Annotated in this window: 13 protein-coding genes; 7 read left to right on the top strand and 6 right to left on the bottom strand. The window is 61.6% G+C overall.

Going from position 1 to position 19,124, the window contains the following annotated elements; all coding sequences use genetic code 11:
- Nucleotides 1-178 precede the first annotated feature (178 nt).
- From AC24GY_RS11655 to AC24GY_RS11675, 5 genes are all read left to right on the top strand, one after another.
- Entirely contained in the window at nucleotides 179-2,461 is a 2,283-nt protein-coding gene (locus AC24GY_RS11655; protein ID WP_487682996.1) for an outer membrane protein assembly factor BamB family protein, read from the top strand.
- A 42-nt stretch (nucleotides 2,462-2,503) separates the two neighbouring features.
- Nucleotides 2,504-4,138 (top strand): outer membrane protein assembly factor BamB family protein, encoded by a 1,635-nt coding sequence (locus AC24GY_RS11660; RefSeq protein WP_487682998.1) that lies wholly within the window; start codon nucleotides 2,504-2,506, stop codon nucleotides 4,136-4,138.
- Between the two features lie 144 nt (nucleotides 4,139-4,282).
- A complete protein-coding gene (locus AC24GY_RS11665) occupies nucleotides 4,283-5,026 on the top strand; it encodes a hypothetical protein (protein ID WP_487683000.1) in 744 nt (247 codons plus the stop codon).
- A 69-nt stretch (nucleotides 5,027-5,095) separates the two neighbouring features.
- On the top strand, nucleotides 5,096-7,408 hold the full coding sequence (locus AC24GY_RS11670) for a PVC-type heme-binding CxxCH protein (RefSeq protein ID WP_487683002.1): 2,313 nt from the start codon (nucleotides 5,096-5,098) through the stop codon (nucleotides 7,406-7,408).
- 60 nt (nucleotides 7,409-7,468) lie between these two features.
- Nucleotides 7,469-8,668 carry a family 10 glycosylhydrolase gene (locus AC24GY_RS11675; protein WP_487683004.1) on the top strand — a complete coding sequence of 400 codons (1,200 nt, stop codon included), beginning with the start codon at nucleotides 7,469-7,471 and terminating at the stop codon, nucleotides 8,666-8,668.
- Nucleotides 8,669-8,722: 54 nt separating this feature from the next.
- Here AC24GY_RS11675 and glgA read toward each other — a convergent pair whose 3' ends face one another.
- Nucleotides 8,723-9,925, bottom strand: coding sequence for a glycogen synthase (gene glgA / locus AC24GY_RS11680; protein WP_422319006.1), 1,203 nt, complete (start codon nucleotides 9,923-9,925; stop codon nucleotides 8,723-8,725).
- Nucleotides 9,926-9,983: 58 nt separating this feature from the next.
- The gene (locus AC24GY_RS11685; protein WP_487683006.1) at nucleotides 9,984-11,081 is read right to left on the bottom strand and encodes a hypothetical protein; all 1,098 of its coding nucleotides are present in this window, start codon (nucleotides 11,079-11,081) and stop codon (nucleotides 9,984-9,986) included.
- 84 nt (nucleotides 11,082-11,165) lie between these two features.
- Between AC24GY_RS11685 and AC24GY_RS11690 the strand changes: the two genes are divergently transcribed.
- On the top strand, nucleotides 11,166-12,974 hold the full coding sequence (locus AC24GY_RS11690) for an exosortase/archaeosortase family protein (protein ID WP_487683008.1): 1,809 nt from the start codon (nucleotides 11,166-11,168) through the stop codon (nucleotides 12,972-12,974).
- Nucleotides 12,975-12,991: 17 nt separating this feature from the next.
- Here AC24GY_RS11690 and AC24GY_RS11695 read toward each other — a convergent pair whose 3' ends face one another.
- The 4 genes from AC24GY_RS11695 to AC24GY_RS11710 all read right to left on the bottom strand — a co-directional run bounded on the left by AC24GY_RS11695 (nucleotide 12,992) and on the right by AC24GY_RS11710 (nucleotide 17,757).
- Nucleotides 12,992-13,471 (bottom strand): hypothetical protein, encoded by a 480-nt coding sequence (locus AC24GY_RS11695; RefSeq protein ID WP_422319012.1) that lies wholly within the window; start codon nucleotides 13,469-13,471, stop codon nucleotides 12,992-12,994.
- Nucleotides 13,472-13,477: 6 nt separating this feature from the next.
- Nucleotides 13,478-13,903, bottom strand: coding sequence for a DUF6941 family protein (locus tag AC24GY_RS11700; RefSeq protein ID WP_422319014.1), 426 nt, complete (start codon nucleotides 13,901-13,903; stop codon nucleotides 13,478-13,480).
- A 17-nt stretch (nucleotides 13,904-13,920) separates the two neighbouring features.
- Entirely contained in the window at nucleotides 13,921-15,996 is a 2,076-nt protein-coding gene (locus AC24GY_RS11705; RefSeq protein WP_487683010.1) for a penicillin-binding transpeptidase domain-containing protein, read from the bottom strand.
- 153 nt (nucleotides 15,997-16,149) lie between these two features.
- Complete coding sequence (locus AC24GY_RS11710; RefSeq protein ID WP_487683012.1) at nucleotides 16,150-17,757, bottom strand: family 10 glycosylhydrolase; 1,608 nt, start codon at nucleotides 17,755-17,757, stop codon at nucleotides 16,150-16,152.
- Nucleotides 17,758-17,868: 111 nt separating this feature from the next.
- Between AC24GY_RS11710 and AC24GY_RS11715 the strand changes: the two genes are divergently transcribed.
- Complete coding sequence (locus AC24GY_RS11715; protein WP_487683014.1) at nucleotides 17,869-18,897, top strand: XylR family transcriptional regulator; 1,029 nt, start codon at nucleotides 17,869-17,871, stop codon at nucleotides 18,895-18,897.
- The last annotated feature ends 227 nt before the right edge of the window (nucleotides 18,898-19,124 follow it).

Below are 19,124 nucleotides of genomic sequence, written 5' to 3' on the forward strand. Positions count from 1 at the left end.
ATTCCACGTTTCCGCCCGCAACTGTGGTCGTCCTTCTGCAAGATGGCAGGCGTAAGATGCGTTGCCATTATCCCCCCCATGACAGCTAGTGACGCCTCCTGTGCGAAAGGTATGAAAATCGCATTGAAGCGCGTCGCGTGCTCACGATGTTTCATTTTCCATCCTCCCCTCCCAATCCATGCACCACCGTCCCCGACCCTCCTTCGGCTGTTTGTTTGCCGCCACTCTGGCACTGACCGGAATCTCCCAAGCGAATGACTGGACCAACTGGCGCGGCCCGCTGCAAAACGGCGTGAGCCTGGAGCATTACACCAAGGCTGGAAAATTGAACGAAAAGCCCACGTGGTCCGCTGACATCCGCAGCCGTGGCACGCCGGTGGTGGTGGATGGCAAGGTGATCCTCTGGGGATACAAAGGTGAGACATCGGATCTCATCGAACTCATCACCTGCATGGATGCAAAGACGGGCAAGCAGCTCTGGCAGCATGAGATCCCCGACTATCTCAGCGACTCCATCTACAACCGCTACTCCATCGGGGCTCCAACGGTCGACCCTGAGACGAAGCGCATCTATCTGGTGAGCAACGCCGGCAATTTCCTCTGCTACGAGCTGGACGGCACCAAGGTGTTTGAGATCCCGCTCATGGAGGACTTTGGCCGCATGACCTTCCCGAACTCCCGCGTGGGCAGCCCGGTGATCGAAGGCGAGTTCGTCATCATCCACTTCATCTTCTCCAACTGGGGCGCAGACGGCCCTGCCGCCGACCGCGTTTACGGCTTTGACAAGAAGACCGGCGAGCTGGCCTGGTGGACACTGCCCGGCGTGAGCCCGCCCGTGGACAGCTCCTTCTCCACCCCCGTGCTGGAAACCCGCGACGGCAAGCGCGTGGCCTACTTCACCACCGGCTGCGGCCACGTCGTCTGCGTCAACACGCACAACGGCAAGCCCTACTGGAAGATGCCCATCTGCAAAAACGGCGTGAACCCCTCCGTGGTCCTGCACAAGGGCAACCTCATCGCCATCCACGGAGATGAAAACGTGGACAACTCCGAGAAGGGCCGCATGATCTGCATCAAGCTCCCGGAAAAGCTCACCGCCCCGGTGCCGCCTGCGCAGGAAGCCACCACGCTGGAACCCGGCGTGGAAGTGTGGCGCAACCCGATCGGCGCCACCAGCAGCTCCCCTGTCCTGGTGGGAGACGTGATCTACCAGCTCACCGACGGCGCGGAACTCTACGCCATCGACGCCAACACCGGCACCGACCTCTGGAAGCTCAAACTCAGCAACGCCAACCTCCACTCATCCCCTCTCTATGTGGACGGCCTGCTCTACTGCCCCATGCTGGACGGCAAGCTCGTGGTGGTGAAGCCCGGCGAGAAGTCCGGCGAAGTGGTGCAGGAGATCAAGCTCGGCGAAAACGTGCAGTGCCTGGGCGCACCCACTGTGTGCGACGGCACTCTCTACGTGACGACCACCGAGGGCTTCCACGCCTTCACCATCCCAAACAAGGGCATCAAGGTGGACGCCGCCCCGAAAGTGGAAATGCCCAAGGCTGGCAAGGCCGTGGCGCTGCAGATCATCCCTGCTGAAACCGTCATCATGACCGGCCACAAGCAGTCCTTCCGCGTGCGCAGCGTGGATGCCGCTGGCTTCCTGGTGAATCCAGACGTCAAGGGTGTGAAGTGGGAGTCCTTCATCCCGCCAACCGCCAAGGTCAAAGCCACGATGGACGGCAAGTTCAACGACGAAGGCCGGCTCGTGGTGGCCCCTGACGCCAAGTCCAGCGCCGGTGCCTTCAAGGCCACCGCTCCGGACGGCACCTTTGGCACCATCCGCGGCCGCGCCCTCCGCAACCTGCCCCTGGTGGAAAACTTCGACGGCTACGAGCTCAAGGATGAGCAGCCCACGGAAAAGGTCATGTTCTCCTACCCGCCGCTCCCCTGGATCGGTGCCCGCTTCAAGTTCGACGTGCGTGAAAACGCCGGCAACAAGGTCTTTGCCAAGACCTTTGACCGCCTGCTCTTCCAGCGCGCCACCGTCTTTGTGGCCCCGTCCAACCTCTCCAACTACACCATGCAGGCAGACGTGATGACGGACGGCAGCGCCCGTTCCAAGTCCGACATCGGCCTCATCAACCAGCGCTACCTCATCTGCCTCCGTGGCAATGCCAGCAAGCTGGAGGTCAGCTCCAACCCCGAGCGCCTCAAGCAGGAAGTGCCCTTCAAGGCCGTGGCAGGCACTTGGTACACCCTGAAGACCAAGGTGGACGTGGCCAAGGACGGCAACGGTGTGGTCATGGCCAAGATCTGGGACAAGGCCCAGCCCGAGCCCTCCGCCTGGACCATCGAGGTCAAGGTGCCCCGCGCCCATAAAAACGGCTCCCCTGGTATTTTCGCCCTTACCCCAATGAACCAGAAACGCGTCTATCTGGACAACCTGAGCGTCACCCCCAACAAGTAATCCCCACGGAACGCGCCAAGAAACGTTTGTTTTTTAAACCACATGACCACGAAACTTTCTCCCATCCTCGCCGCGGCCCTGGTTGCCACGGCCTCGCTGAATGCCGCCGACTACACCCAGTGGGGTGGTGGCAACACCCGCAACATGGTGTCTGATGAAAAGGGCCTGCCGACAGATTTCAGTCCCGGCAAGAAGTACGGCCCCAAGGCTGCGCCAAAAGTAGCCGGACGCCTCCGCCCGAACGCCCAGGACGCCAACAAGGCTCCCGGCGCTGAAGACATCGACATGAGCACCACCAAGAACTGCCTCTGGGTGGCCAAGCTGGGCTCCCAGACCTACGGCACGCCGATGATCGCCAACGGTCAGGTGTATGTGGGCACGAACAACGAGACTCCGCGCAACGACAAGCAGATCGGTGACCGCGGCATCATGATGGTGTTTGATGAGTACACCGGCCAGTTCAAGTGGCAGATGGTTTCCCCCAAGATGGGCAGCGGCAAGGTGAATGACTGGGAGTACCTCGGCATCTGCGCCAGCCCGACCATCGTCGGCGAAAAGGCCTACGTGCCGAGCAATCGCTGCCAGATCGTCTGCCTCGACGTCAAGGGCCTGTCCAACGGCAATCAGGGCATGCAGGACGAAGGCGCTTTCATGGCCCCGCTCGACAAAGACGGCAAGCCGACCGCTCCCCTCACCCCCGGCGACACTGATGCCGACATCCTTTGGGTGTATGACATGTACAAAGAACTCGGCGTCTTCCAGCACAATGCGACCGCCGGTTATCCGCTGGTGATTGATGGCAAGGTCTTCGTCCCCACCTGCAACGGTGTGGACTGGACCCATACCAACATCCCCGCACCAAACTCCCCCAGCTTCATCATGCTGGACGCCGAAACCGGCGCTCTCCTCGGTGAAATGGATCACGTCGCCTCCGAGCGCGTGCTGCACTGCTCCTGGTCCTCCCCGAACTCGGTGGAAGTGAACGGCAAGAAGCAGATCGTCTTCGCTGCTGGTGACGGCTGGGTCTACTCCATGGCTCCCGAGACACACAAGGACGCCGAAGGCCTGGACATCCTCAATGAGTACTGGCGCTATGACGCCAACCCACCGGAGTATCGCAAGAACTCCGCCGGTGAGCCGATCAAGTACGTGGAATACGACGGCCCGAGCGAAATCATCGCCACCCCGACCGTCGCTGATGGCCTGGTGTATGTGAACATCGGCCAGGACCCTGAGCACGGCGAAGGCGTCGGCTGCCTGAGCTGCATCGACCCCAAAGGCAAAGGCGACCTCACCGGCAAGGCCCTGTGGACCTTCAAAGGCATCGAGCGCACCATCTCCACCCCTGCGGTGAAGGACGGTCTCGTCTATGCTGCTGACTACACCGGCCGCGTGTTCTGCCTCGATGCCAAGACCGGCAAGGAATACTGGAAGTTCGACACCAAGGGCCACATCTGGGCCAGCCCGCTCGTTGCTGATGGCAAGGTGTGGATCGGCAATGAAGAAGGCGAACTCTTCGTCCTCGCCGAAGGCAAGGAACTCAAGGAGATCACCACCATCGAATTCCCCTCCCCGCTGCTGAGCAGCGTGGTGGCCGCCAACGGCGCACTCTACGTGACCACCCACACGCACCTCTACTGCTTCAAGGAAGGCGCGAAGACGCCTGAGGCGAAGTAAGCGGCAGCAAAGCCCAATAATTCACGAAGGCGGGCCAGCGGTGGCCCGCCTTTTTTGTAGCGTCACAGGCCGCTGGCTCGCAAAGAAAACGGCATGACAATGCCTGAGGTCAACATCACCGAGCTGAATAAATTGCGATCAAACATGAGCAACGCCAAAGAAAAAGCCCTGGCCACCATCGAGCAGATGAGAGAAATGGGATTCATCCCCCCGAAGCTGCAGCCCATCGTGACGAATGAGGCTTACCTGAAGGTCGAAGGGATCGATGTCCCGCCGGTCATCGCGGAGTTCCTCAGCCGGTTTGAGAACCACGAACTGAAAGTTTCGGAGCCGGGCACCCTGCTGTGGGAATGTGATATGGACGGTACAAAGCTGCGTGATCAAGGCATCTTTTTCATGGATCTTGAGGCGATGTATTTTGACGCCATCCAGGAAGCGGGCGGGGCATTGATCAACATGTGCGGGCACTATGATCTGATGTTTCCGCGGCGTACGCATCTCATGCGGGCGTATTTTGAGCAGGTCGGCTTCGGCCTGGATGACTTTGTGGATCCGCTGAGCGGCAGGCCTTTGGCCCCCGATCTGAATACGCCGGAACGTGTGCAGCAGCGCCGGGACGACGCGCTGGAGCTCTTTGACGCGCTAATGGCTGAGGAGCCCATGTCTTTGGTAGGAATTACCGCGACGCATGCGCACCTCAAAACCATCGAGCCTCCGGCCGAAACCAAGTGGGCCGAAGCCTGGGCGGAAAAGATCTGGGCCTACTACATGAAGCACAAGTCATCGGCGCAGTACCAGCCGAGGGAAGGAGCCATGGACTGGTATTCACGCAGGCAGTGCTTCAGGGAAGCTCGCAAGGGCTTCTTCGACCTTGGCGGCTTTCCGTGATACCAGAAGAACACTCCGTCGGGTTGGGAGAAGGAAAAAGAATGGCGTTCCGAAGCACGTAGCTTCAGAATGTTGCCCAGTTTTTCTTTGTCTGATGGAATGCGCCTCTGCGGTGCTGCACTGGCTCTGCTCGTTTTCTCCACCGCGCATGGAGAAATCCCCAAACCCGACGATGCACCGCAGCCGCTGTCTCCGGCGGAAAGCGCGAAGCTGTTTCAGGTGCCGGTGGGTTATCAGATCCGCCTGCTGGCCAGCGAGCCGCTGATCCATGAGCCCTCGGGCATCTGCTGGGATGACAAGGGGCGCTGCTTTGTGTGCGAACTGCACGGCTACAATGTGGAAGGCCAGTACGACATCGACGAGCTTAACAAGTCGGGCCAGCTCGATCTCGAAGTGCGGCGCATTCAGGCAAGCGAGGCGGCGAAGAAGAAGGCCGAGGCGGAAACCTACGGCACCGTAAAGCTGCTGCGCGACACCGATGGCGACGGCGTGATGGACCATGCCACCGTGTGGGCGGACCGCCTGCCACCATGCTATGGTATCGCCGCAGCCAATGGCGGCCTCATTGTCGCCTGCGCGCCACACATTGTCTTTCTGAAGGACAGCGACGGCGATGACAAGGCCGATGTGAATGAGAAGCTCTTCAGCGGCTTTGGCACGGGTAATCTGGAGCGCGGCATCAATGCGCCCACGCTGGGGCCGGACGGCTGGTATTACTTTGGCCGCGGTTGGGCCGGGGGCGAGATCACAGGACCGCATCTGGCGAAGCCCGTGAAGCTGCCTGCCACGGACTTCCGCATCCGCGCGGATGGCAGCGCCATCGAACCCGTGAGCGGCAGCACCAAGACGATGGGCATGGCCTTCACGCCCGGTGGCGAGCGCTTTGTCTGCACCACGACGCATCCCGGCCTGTACGTCACCCCCATCCCGTGGCGCTACCTCATGCGCAATCCGGACGCCGCCGCGCCGCTGCTGGATGCCCCGGCCAGCGATGACACGCGCGTCTATCCCATCTCCAAACCGCACCCTTGGCGCACCAAGCGCGAGCAGCATGCGGAATACTTCGCCTTCTACCGCAAGATCAGCCTGAGCGATGCCGCAGCGTCCGGCTACTTCACCTCCGCCTGCGGCCCGCTGGTGTGGCGTGGCCAGTACTTCGTGTGCGAGCCCGCGCAGAATCTCATCCACCGCGCCGACATCGTGCGGGATAGCACGCGACTGCGGCTGGAGCGTGTGAAAGGCGAGGAGCAGAGCGAATTTCTAGCCTCGCGTGATTCCTGGTTTCACCCGATGAGCCTCGCGCGCACGCCCGATGGCAGCATGGCCATCTGCGACTTCTACCGCGAAATCATCGAGGACTACTCCGCCATCCCGCGTCACCTGCAGCAGCAGTATGGCGTGACCCACGGGAATGATCGTGGCCGCATCTGGATCTTGGAGGCGAAGGAGCCATATCAAGCCCCCAAACTCAGTGCCAGCGAGGCTTTGGTGCTGCAGCTTCGACAGAACGATGAAAAGCTGCTGGATGAGGAAACGCGCGCACTCAGCCTCAAACAAGAGCTGGAGCCCAACCTCGCATTGCAACTGGCGCTCAGTGTTGGTGACGACCCAGAAGCGCTCCTCGCGCTGGCTCGTCATCATGGCCAGCTCAAGTGGATGGATGCCGCGATCGCGAGCTCCGCCTATCATTTGGAAAAGGACCTGCTGCTCGCGCTCGCCGCAAATCCAGGCAAGAGCGAGCCGGTGATGAACAACCTCGCCGGCATCATCGCGAGCCGTGGCGATGCGAAGGAAATCGCCGCATGCCTCGCGGTTGTTAACACCGGCAAGGCTGGCGACATCCTGCGGCTGGGGCTGGAGGAAACCAAGCCGCTGCCGCAGCAGGCCGAGGTGCCTGCGCCCACCGCCCCCAGCGCCGAGCAGAATGCCGCTTGGGAGAAGCGCGTGCCCGCCGTGCTGGCCGCGCTGAAGGAGAAGCCAAATCTCGAAGAAGGCCGCGTGCTGTTCCAAAGCATCTGCGGTGCCTGCCACAAGTCCCACGGCATCGGCGTCAGCGTGGGTCCGGATCTGGATGCGGAGTTTCAGCGCGCGCCGGAAGTCATCCTGCGCGATGTGCTTTTCCCCAGCGAGGCCGCACGCCCGGGCTATGAGACGCTGCGCGTGAAAACGCAGCGCGGCGAAACGCTCCTTGGCATCGCCGCGTCTGACTCGCCCACCAGTGTGACTTTGAAACTCCCTGGCGGCGCGGAGCGCACCGTGCTGCGCAAGCGCGCTGAAATCCGCACGCTGCGCAATGTCTCACTTATGCCAGCCGGACTCGGCGATGCGCTGAAACCTGAGCAGGTGGCCAGCATCATCGCGTTTCTGCGCTCGGCACCGTGAAAGCGGAAAACGAAATGGAGTGCTCCGCAACGAACGCAACTTCATCCGCGTTCTTCTTCCATGATCCGATTTCTCCTGCCCGCCGTCTTCACGCTCAGCGCATCGCTCTTCTCCGCTGAACCACCGAAGCCGCGCAACGGATCGCTGATCCTCGTCACCAATGACGATGGCTTCAGTTCCTTTCACAGCGGGCGATACAAGGGCGCGGAGGATCTGCGCAAGGCGATGCTGGCATACAAGGACACGCAGATCGCAGTGATGGAGTGGTGCGTCATCGCGGGCAGTTGTTCGAATTATCCCTCCAAGGTCACGGAGCTCTACGGCACGGGCATGACGGAGTTCCCACGGCGTGGCGACAAGCTGGCGCACGAGACGGTGAAGCGCATGGCGGATGCGGGAGAGAACACCCTGGGCATCGTCGCGGCGGCCTGCCATGAGGCTGGTATCTCGTGTTATGCCTCGCTGCGCATGAACGGCGACTATCCGGAGAGCATGTGGGGCGGCACTTTTCCAAAGTTTGCCAACGGCAGCTTCTGGTGGAAGCACCCCGAGTTCCGCGTGCTGGATGCCAAGGGCAAGCCGGGCTCACACCAGTCTTTCGCCTTCCCTGAAGTCCGCGAGTTCAAGCTGAACATCCTGCGCGAGGTGGCGGCGCAGGACATCGACGGCATCAACCTCGACTTCCAGCGCCACCCCACGTTCTTCGGTTTTGAGAAGCCTATGAGCGATGCCTTCAAGGCGAAGTACGGCATCGAGGCCAACACGGTGCCGCAGGATGACCCGCGCTGGTTTCCGCTGCGCTTTGAAATGATGAACCTCTTTGTGCGTGAGGTGCGCCAGCTTTTGGATGAGGCCGGCAAGCGCAAGGGTCGCCACCTGGGCCTCTCCGCACGCATTGACTGGAAGAAGTATCCCACCTGGGGCTGCGACATCGAGACCTGGCTGAAGGACGGCCTGCTCGACTACCTCGTCGTAGGGCAGTATGGGTTGGGCGGTTATGACTTCGACATCGCTCCGTTTGTAAAGCTGGCGCAGGGCAGCGGCTGCGCGGTGCTGTTTGGGGAGGAATCCATCGTCAAAGGCCACGACCGCACTGCGGAGGAGGACCGCCTCATCGCCGCCGGCAAGATGAAGCCCGCCACCAGCACCCTGCTGACCCGTGAGCAATATGACCAGCGCGCCGCCAAAGTCCGCGCCGCCGGGGCGCAGGGCGTGCACCTTTTCAACGAAGGCCGGAAGGAGATGATGAAGGGCTTCTGAAAGTTTAATGCGCCCAGCCGCACTCAGAGTGCGCTGACCGCTTCAAAACGCCCCCTACACCGCCAGCGTTTTGTAAAGCGCGAGCGTTTTCCGTGCGATGCTCTTCCAGCTGAAATGGTCTTCGGCACGCTGGCGACCGGCCTGGGCCATGCGGTTGCGCAGGGTGGGGTCGGCCATGAGTTTGTTGATTCCTGCGGCGAGGTCGCGGGCAAATTTCTCGGGGTGCAGGGCTTCGAAGGGGCTTTCGGTCTGCTGTTCCAAAGGAACGAGGATGCCGGTCTCGCCATCGACAACGACTTCCTTGATGCCACCGACGGCGCTGGCGACAACGGCGGTCTCGCAGGCCATGGCTTCAAGGTTGATGATGCCGAAGGGCTCATAGATGGACGGGCAGCAGAAGACATCGGCATGGGAGTACATGACGATCTTTTCCTGCAAGGGCAGCATGGCCTGCACCCAGATGACGCCGGGGCGCACCTTGCTGGCGGCGGCGACGGCGGCTTCCATCTCCTCTTTGATTTCGATGGTGTCGGGCGCGCCTGCGCAGAGAACGACCTGGAAACCGGGATCGAGATGCTGGATGGCGCGGACGAGGTGGACGATGCCCTTCTGGCGGGCGATGCGACCGACGAAGAGGACGTAGGGCTTGTCGGGATCGACGCCGTGCTTGCGCAGCACGTCAGGGGCTTCGGTGCGGCGGTATTCGGCGAGGTCGATGCCGTTGTAGATGACGTGGACCTTGTGGGGATCGACGTCAAAGTGCTGGAGGATGTCGGCCTTGGTGCCTTCCGAGACAGCGATGATGGCATCCGCCATTTTCAGGGCGGTGCTTTCCAGCCAGACGGTGAAGTCGTAGCCGTGGCCGAGCTGCTCGCGCTTCCAAGGGCGCAGGGGTTCCAACGAATGAACGGTGAGGACCATGGGGACGCCGTAATTGAGCTTGGCGAGGATGCCGCCGAAGTGCGCATACCAGGTGTGAAGGTGCACGAGGCTGGCGTCGATGCCATGGGTGTTGAAATCGAGGCAGCGCTGCAGGGCGCCAAAGACGGACTTCAAATTCAAGGGGCTGTCCCAGCCGGTGGTGTCGAGGCCGAAGCCCTGGACATTCAGATTGCCCTCGTGGCTGGACTGATCGCCAAAGCAGCGGACGTCGATCTCCATGAGCTTGGCGAGCTCGCGCGTGAGGTATTCAACGTGGACGCCGGCGCCGCCGTAGATGTGAGGGGGAAATTCGTTGGTAAGGAAGAGTGCTTTCATGGGTGCGGGCGGGATGGCGCCTGGTGGCTGGAGAGGGGTGGAAAAGGGGTTCTCAGGGTCACTTGCCCTGCGATTGGAACCACGCCTCGATAGCGGGGATGTCGAAGAGGCGGAAACGTTTTTTGACGCGCTGCTCCAGGGCGAGCTGCGCGTGCTTGGCCACATCGAGGGAGGGGTCTTCCTTGATGGACTTGATGAGCTGGGCGTTGGTTTCGGGCAGCGGACTGCCGAGAAGGAGGAAGCAGACGCGCACGCGCACCTCCCAGGAGAGCTTGTAGTCAGCCAGCAGCTTGAGCAGGGCGGCGGAGGGGACATCCGCCTCATCGCGAATGCTGCTGTCTTTGAAGAGTTCGGCCACAGAGAGCCTGTAGCCAGGGTCTTCGCGCTGGAGGAGCTGGATGGCCCGGATGGCACGCAGATACTCGGCCTGCGCGGCGTCATGCAGATGGGGAAGCTGCGGATCCCGCATGTAGTCGACGAGCACCTCAACGGGGCGGCGCATGCCGGTGGCGATGGCTTCGTCAGCGTACTGCGTGAGGCGGTTGCGCTCCTTGAGCAGAATGAACTCCTCCTGGGTGGGCGTGACCTGGGGTTTCATGTCTGCCATGCGCGGGGTGCCGGGCTGATGGGTCACGGGGGACTCAGGTGCAGGCGCGAGTTCCGGAATTTTCAGCGTGGCGGAGATGCTTTCGAGGGATTCCCGGGTCTTCTGCTGCATGAGCAGCTGCTCGCGGCGCATGACGTCCACCTGCTTCTCAAGGGCAGCGATGTGTTCGGCAGACTTGGCGAGTTCTTCCCGAAGCTTGGCATCTGATTGCGCAGGTGCTGGAGCGGGCACCGAAGCGGGTGCCGGAACCGGGGCGGCAGCAGCGGAAAGCCGGGGTTCGATCTTCTCGAGGTAGAACCACCTGCCTGCAAACAGGAGCAGCAGGCCGATGATGAGCGAGGTGCTGAGTGAGATGACCAGATGGCGGTAGGCCAGGTGGGAAGAAACGACATTCGGCGCATTTTCCTCCTTGGGAAGGTCCGAAGTGGATTTTGCCTTGGCCGCAGCGTCTGCCGTTGCGGGGCTGCAGCGGGCAAAGAGTAAAGCGGCTTCCGCGTCGTCTTCGGCGTCGGTGGCAGGGGATGAGGTGGGGGGAAGCGGATCGGACATGAAGAATGATGCGTCAGTGACGTTACGCGATGAAGGTTGCCAGAATCAACAAACAAGGCCAGCCTTTGTCCGTCAATACATGTCATGGCAACAGATTCCACCCGGACGCCCAGCGTGTCCACCCTCACTCCTTCCACCACGCCCCTTCTTGAGCAGCCGGAAACGCTGCGGCGGGCGGTGCTGTGGGGGCTTCCTGCGGTGCTGGTGCTGCTGTTTCTAATCTGGCCATACCAGCAGTGGGACTATGACAGTCGTGAGAGCATCCTGATCGGCTGGGGCCGCTGGGTGAGCAAGCGTGCGGACTGGCAGTTCTGCCTGCTGGTGCCGCTGCTGGTGGGCTGGCTGGTGTGGCTGCGGCGCGAGGAGCTGGGCCGCCTGCCCTTGAAGGGCACCTGGCTGGGGCTGCTTTCCCTCGGCTTGGGAATGTTCTTTTACTGGATCGGCTACAAGGCCAACACAGGCTACCCGGGCTTTCTGGCGGTGCAGTTTGTGCTTTCGGGCTTCATTCTGCTGGTGGCTGGGACGGCGTGGATGCGCACGCTTTCCTTTGCGTGGCTGTTTCTGCTCTTCACCTGGCCGATGCAGCCGCTGGAGGATTCCCTGGCCTCTCCGCTGCGCCCGCAGACGGCGGCGATGGCTGCAGCGGTGCTGAACGCGGTGGGAGTGCCGGCGATCAATGAGGGCTCGGCGCTGCAATCCGCCCCGGATGCTGAAAGCGGGAAGCAGATCGGGGATGTCTTCAGCCTGGATGTGGATGCCAAGTGCAGCGGGATCAATTCGCTCTTTGCGCTGATGATGATCTCGGCGCTGCTGGGCTACCTGGCGCTGAGGCGGCCGCGCTCGCGATTGCTGCTGTTTGTGTGCGCCGTGCCGCTGGCGGTGGCGGGCAATGTGGTGCGGCTGCTGCTGCTGGTGGCTGGGACGAAGCTGTTTGGAACTGATTTTGCGGTGGGCAGGCACATGGGGGACCACCAGGAAATGTCGCCCTACCACACGTTTGCGGGCTTTGCGGTCTTTGGCATCGCCCTGGCGGGCATGTTTGCGCTGTGCTGGCTGCTGGAAGGACGTGAGATGAAGGCCAATTTCAAGCGTCATGGCAAACCGCTGGCGGCGGGTGAGCTCTGCGCGATTCCTCAGCCGCGCCGCACGCTGGCCCACCTTCTGGCGGCCATCGGGCTGCCGCTGCTGGTGCTGGGCATCTGCGCGGGCACGGACATCAGCTTTCATGTGGCGGCGCCGGGGGTGAAGCTGAGGTCGGATGACTCGCGACTGCCCTACCTGCCGCTGTCTCTGGGCGACTACCAGGGACGTGAGTTTGACATGACGGCCGATGAAAAAAACCTGCTGGATGAAGGGGTGCGGCTGGCGCGGAATGTGTATGCGTCCGCTGCAGGCAGGCAGATCATGGCCACGGTGATCCTGAGCGGATTTGAAAAGCGCAGCCTGCACCGCCCGGAGGTGTGTCTGCCGAACCAGGGCTGGACGGTGACTGACCGCACCCAAATCCCGCTGCAAATGAAGGATGGCCGTGAAATCTCCATCATGATGATGCGCATCTTCCGCGATGCGGAGCCCCAGCCGGGGGTGAAGGTCCGCACGCGAGCCATCAATTTCTACTGGTACATCGGCTCCGACGGCACCTCCTGCGCCGACCACTACGAGCACGTCTTCCTCTCATACTATGACGCGGTGTTCCGCAACATCCAGCACCGCTGGTCGATGGCCTCCATCTATGTGCCGCTGCCTGAGCAGCACGTGGGACAGGAGGACCCGATGCAGGAACTCAATGCGGTGGAGGATGCGCGCGCGTTTCTTTCGCAGCTGGCCCCCACCTTCATGCTGACGAAAGAGGAGTGGCTCAAGAATGCCCAGGCACCTGCCGCAGCCCATTGAAGGCAGCCCCCCCTGCCCTACCGGCTCAAATCTTCCTGAGTCAGCACCTTGAAGCCGGAGGCGGTGAGCACTTCAGCGCCTACTTCAGGGGAGTCGAGGTGGAGCACAAAGACGGGATGCTGGGCAGGACGCACAAACAGCGCGTAGGTGAAGTCGATGTTGATCTCGGCGGAGAGCAGCGCGGAGAGCGCATGAGGCAGGGAGTGGTCCGTCTCACGCAGTTCCACGACCGTGACGGGAAAGACCACATGGGGGATGCCTTTTTCAATGAAGAGCATCTCCGTGGTTTCAGGATCGCTGGGGATGAGGCGCACGAGGGCGAGCTCGGTGGTATCCTGCAAGGAAAGGCCCAGCACCTCAATGCGGTGCTCAGTGAGCAGCTTGACCAGGGACATGAGCGCTCCGACGCGATTGTGCAGGAACACGGACAACTGCCGTACGGGAGTGCCTGCCGGAGTGCTGGTTTCGGATTGTGTCTTGGGTTTGGAGGTGATCATGGGGGGCTAGCCTGCTGGGCCGGTGGCGGAGCGGCGCTCATCGAACAAGGTCACGCGCAGCGGGATGCTTGCCAGGGTTTCGTCCTGATGCTGGACCAGCCAGCGGTAGAGGCCCTGACGCTCAAACTTCAAGCGCTGCAGCGTGTAAACGATGTTGCGTGAGACGAACGGGATGAAGGACGAGGGGAAGGTCACGTCCAGCTGCGCAGGCATGGGCGGCAGGCATTCCTTGCCGTCTGGGTCGACGCAGCGAATCACAAACTCATGCATGCCGGCGTCTTCCCCCTGAAAAACCGCCCGCACGGCGATGGAGCACTGCGGATGCACCACGGGAAAGGTCTGTGCGCAGAGCGTGTCAAACGCGCCCTGGATGCAGAGCTTGCCCTGGTAGTCGGCGGCAAAGTCACAGACGATGGCGAGCTGGATGTTCATCGTTCAGGTGACATGGGTTAGCGGCCAAAGAGCCTTTTGAAAAAGCCGCCGATGCCTTTTTTAGGTGGCGGAGGTGGCGGAGGCGGAGGCCTGGCAGGCTCCACATCCGAAGATTTTTCTCCTCCTCCACCGGAATTCTCCTCGACCATCGTGGCCTTGGGAACTTCCTTCATGGCCAGCAGCATGGGGTCGTCCGCCGGAGCTTTTTCAAAGATGTTGGTGAAGACCTCGTTCACGATGGGGGCGGCCTTTTTACCACCGCTGATGTCCTCACCGGGTTCACCTTCATAAACGACGGCGAAGGCAAACATGGGCTTGCCCGCTGGCAGAAAGCCGGTGAACCAGGCGAGGTTTTGATCTTTGTTGATGCGCCACTGGGCCGTGCCGGTCTTGCCCGCGATCTCAGCCTGCTTGATGGCCGCTGCGTGCCCGGTGCCACCGCCACCATTGACCACGGCCACCATGCCGCTGATCACCGTCTGCCGCTGTTCGGGATTGAGGTCGATGCGCCTGCGGTCCTTGGGTTCGTAAGCCGTCACCACCCGGTCGCTGAGGTCCTGGACTTGCAGCACCAGACGCGGCTGGGGGATGCGTGCTCCGTCCCCGAGACCGGCCATGCACTGGCAGACCTGAAGCGGCGTGGCCAGCACCATGCCCTGACCGATGGCGATGTTGGCCAGATCCCCCGGCAGCATCTTGTGACCGCGATGCTGGAGGAGGTAGCTGTTGGTGGGCACGAAGCCTTCGCCTTCGGCCTTGAGTGGAATGCCGGTACGCTCGCCAAAACCGAGGCGCAGGGCCATGTTGGTGATGTAATCAGCGCCTGACTCAAGCGCGGCACGGTAGAACCAGGTGTTGCAGGAGCGCTTGATGGCGGTGACCACGTTCATGGAGCCCTCGCCTTCCTTGTTCCAGTTTTTGAAAACGCGGTCGCCGATCTCCAGAGCATTGGGGCAGTCAAACTGCGTTTTGGCGTCCACCTTGCCGCTGTCCAGCGCACCCAGCGCGGTGACGATCTTGAAGGTGGAGGCTGGAGGATATTCGCCGCGGAAAGAGCGCGGGTAGAGGGGCAGATGCGGATCTTTCGTCAGCTCATCGTAGCGCTTCTGGCGGATGCCGGGAACAAATTCATTGAGGTCAAAGCCGGGATTGGAGGCCATGGCGAGGATGTCGCCATTGGTGACGTCCATGATGACCATGGCGCCGCCCGTGGTGTGTTTTTTGAGGGCGTTTTCAGCGTACTTTTGGAAATTGTAATCAATGGAGAGTACCACGTTGTGGCCGGGACTTGGCGCGCGCCGCACATCCTCGGAGAGGCGCTTGCCATCGGGACTGAAGAGGACGTTCACAATGCCCGACTGGCCTTTGAGATCCGTGTCGAAGGCGGTTTCAATTCCTTCACGGCCTTCCATTTCTTCAAACACGGGGTCGCCATCGACAATGGGCCCGGTGGGCAGAGGTCGTGTCTTGCCGGTGTAGCCGATGATGTGGCAGGCGGTGGCCCCCTGGGGGTAATGGCGCAGATAGGCCGCCTGGATGACGAGACTGCCGCCCAGCAGAGGCTTGAGTTTCTCCTCCATGTCCGGGGTGATCTCCACATTCAAACCTTCTTCCACGGAAAAGACCAGCGGCAGCCAGCGGCGGTGCTTGTAGTGAAGCAGCACGCGTTCGTCGGAGAGGGACCAAGTCTTGCCAAGCGCCGCATTCACCTTGTCGATGGTCGTGCGGGCAAAGCTGGTGATCTCCGCATCCGTGGCGCGATCCATGTAGGGCATGACGAGCGCCAGGTAGTTGGCGGCGCGGTTTTGCGCAAAGGGGATGCCGTGGCGGTCCACGATCTGCCCACGGGGTGCCGGCACGCTGAGGGTCATGGCACGTGCTTCTTTCTGCGTGGCCCATGAGGCACTCAGATCCTGCTTTTCCGGCACGGCAGGCTTCACCTTTTTCGACTCGTCTTCGACTGACACGACCGGCTGTGCCTTCAGCACCACCTGGGCCTGTACTTGGGGACCGAACACGGCCAGCATCCCAAAACCCACCGCCAGAAACCGGCTGAGCAGGGACGACGAGGTCAGATCATACGAAAAAAGCATGGGAAATAGGGACGATCGCCGATGGGTCATGTGACCACCCAGCGTATGCCTGAACATGCGGCTACGCACGCACGGCGTCAAGCCGGAGGTCAGGGGTGGGGTATTTCGCAGGAGGTGGCTTTTTCGTCACCAGCCAGAGCAGATTCACCCTTGTTACTTCCCCAGTCCGTTCACCAGCACATCCACACGCCTCACCTTCAGCGGTGCGAGCACATGAGGATTGCGGGCGGTGCATTTGATGACAAGTGCGTTGCCGCCTTTGCGCATGAGCTTGGTGACATCGAGGTCGAGCCAGCAGTCGTTGTAGTTGAGGCGCTTCTTGGCGGAGGCCAGGTCGAGGGCGGTGCCATTGAGGCGGAGGTCGAGATGATCGAGGGTGGTGAGTTGCTCGATCATAAGGCGCAGAGTGGCCTGAGCGCCGGAAGCGATGGGGTCGTCGGCGATTTCGACGTTGAGTTCGACGTTGTCCCCGGCCTGCGCGAGAGTCAGCGGCAACGGGCCGCCACGCTCCTGCGGGCCGACGATGTAATGCTTGTCCTTGTGGGCGAGCACGGCAGGATCGCCGATTTCCTTCCATGACTGGCGGTCAAACTGGGCGTCGCGGTAATGCTTCAGCCAGTGCTGATTCCATAGGTACATGCCGTCTGCGCCGGCCTGCCAGTGCAGTGCGGCCACGGCGCGGAACTGCGCGGTGCTGTAGTAGTCACGCTCGCCGAAGAGCACGCTGGCGGAGCGGCCGCGGTCTTCTTTGAAGGCGCAGAGATTTTGCGCGAGGATCTTGCAGCCGGTGCCTTTCGCCAGTTTCTTGTACTTCTCAACAGGAAGGCGGTAATTCCAGCCGAAGGGCTCGCCAACGATGACGATGTCGACCAGTTTGTCCTTGATCCACGATGCGACGTCCATGCCTTCTTCATGCATTTTATCCAGCTCGGGCTGCACGCGCATGGAGAGGAGAAGCTTGCGGCCAAGCACTTTGCCCCGTGCATCCAGCGAGGCGCGGACGGCGCGCACCATGTCGGTGATGAGCGCAATGTTCTTCTCGCCCTCGCCATTCTTGAAGAGCTTGGGCTGCCTGCAAAAGTCGAGATCGAAGCCGTCGAGATCGTAGTTTTCGATGGCTTCCGTGATGAGCGCCAGAGTGTAAGCGCGCACTTCGGGGACGGCGAAGTTGTACTCAAACTTGGCGAAGCCATCGCCATGAATCAGCCACTCGGGATGATCACGGCGCATGGGGACGAGGTTGGTGTCCTTGCTGCCATCCTTCAGGCGCGAATCATGACCGTCATTGATGCGGAAGGAAACGAAGACATCCAGCCCGGCCTTGTGCCCGTGCTCGATGACGACGGCCACGGGATCAGTCCCCTGCTCCATCATCTGGTGAGCATTTTCATAAATGCGCCATTCAGAGGCGGTCTTGAATTTGTCGCGGTCAGAGCCCCACAGGGTGCCGACTTTTGTGCGGTGCAGATACCAGTCGCTCAGGCGATGCGTGTCCGTGCCCATCCAGGGATCCACGCCGATCTGCCAGTACAAGGTGTCCACCATGGTGTCGCGCAGCGGGTCAATGGCTTCGCGCACGAGGCCTTCAATGCCGATGGGTGCCTCCATGCCCGGAGCGCCGAGGGAGCCGCCGTCATTGCAAAGAACGAGGCGGCGCTTTTCTTTGGCCGGAGGGGCCGTGTCTGCACCGCCGGCTGACATGTGGGTGAAATGACATGTCAGCAGGACGAGAAAGAACTGAGGGAAAAGTGGAAGGCGCATGGCTGGCGTGGATGGTTGCACTACGTACGAACACAGGGCGGGCCTGCGCTTCCAGACGACTTTGCACAATTTTTCTGTGATTTTGCGTCAGCCTGCCGCAAGCTGTCCACCATGGTTGCGAAACGAATCAAGGGCCGCAAGCCGCAGCTTCCAGCGGTGGCGCTGCTGATCGAAACCTCCAATGCCTACTGCCGTGAACTGCTGCAGGGCATCCGTGATTACCTGCGCACGCATGGCGAGTGGGCTGTGCATCTCACAGAGCTGGGCCGCAGCGGTGAAGCACCTTGGTTTGCCAACTGGCAGGGCGATGGCGTGATCGCCCGCATCGAGAATGAAGTGATTGAAAAAGCCCTGCGTGCGAAGGGCGTGCCGGTGGTGAATGTGAGCGGTGCGGAGCTGGCGCCGGAGTTTCCTGCGGTGATCGCCGACGGCGCGGCCCTGGGAAGACTGGCGGCGGAGCATCTGCTGCAGCGCGGCTTCCGCCAGTTTGGCTATTGCGGGGACTGCCGTTTCGCCTGGGCACGCGACTACTCGCGGCATTTCGTGGCGGCACTTCACCGTGCAGGGCATGAGTGCGATGTGTTTGATTCCCAGCCCGGTGACGCGCTGAACTGGAACCGCGAACGCCGCAAGCTGGCACGCTGGATTTCGGCGCTGCCCAAGCCCGTGGGCATCATGACGAGCTATGACATCCGTGGCCAGCATGTGCTGGATGTCTGCCGGGAGCTCGGCGTGCAGGTGCCGGATGAAGTGGCCGTGATTGGCCAGCACAATGACGAACTGCTTTGCGCTTTCTGCCAGCCGCCGCTGTCCAGCGTGATGCCCAATGCCAGGCAGGCAGGTTTTGAAGCGGCCCGATTGCTGGACCGCATGATGCGCGGCCAGCGAGTGAGCACGAAGCCGCTGAAGATTGCGCCGCAGGGAGTGATCGCCCGGCAATCCACGGATGCGATCGCCGTGCCGGACCCACAACTGGCTGCGGCAGTGCGGTACATCCGAGAACATGCATGCGAAGGAATCGGCGTGCAGGAAGTTCTGCAGTCGGTGCCGATGTCGCGGACGGCGTTTGAGCGGAAGTTTTCGCAGTCATTTCGGGTGCTCGCTGTATGGCGAGATCCTGAAGGTGCGGCTGCAGCATGAGCCAGGAGCCAGGAGCTCACGACGACGCGGCTTTCGATAGCGGAAGTTGCCGAGCGCGCCGGTTTTTCATCGGGCGAGTATTTGTGCGTGGCCTTCAAGAACCAGGCGTGGCCGAGTCCGAAGACGTTCCGTGCGCCGGCGAGGGGCTGAGTGGTGACGCCGGGCAGGGATTGTGCGCGGTTCGCGGTTTGAGTTTGCAGCTCGCGGCGCGCAGCGCTGGGTCTGCG

This window comes from Prosthecobacter sp. Pr1, assembly GCF_057652315.1.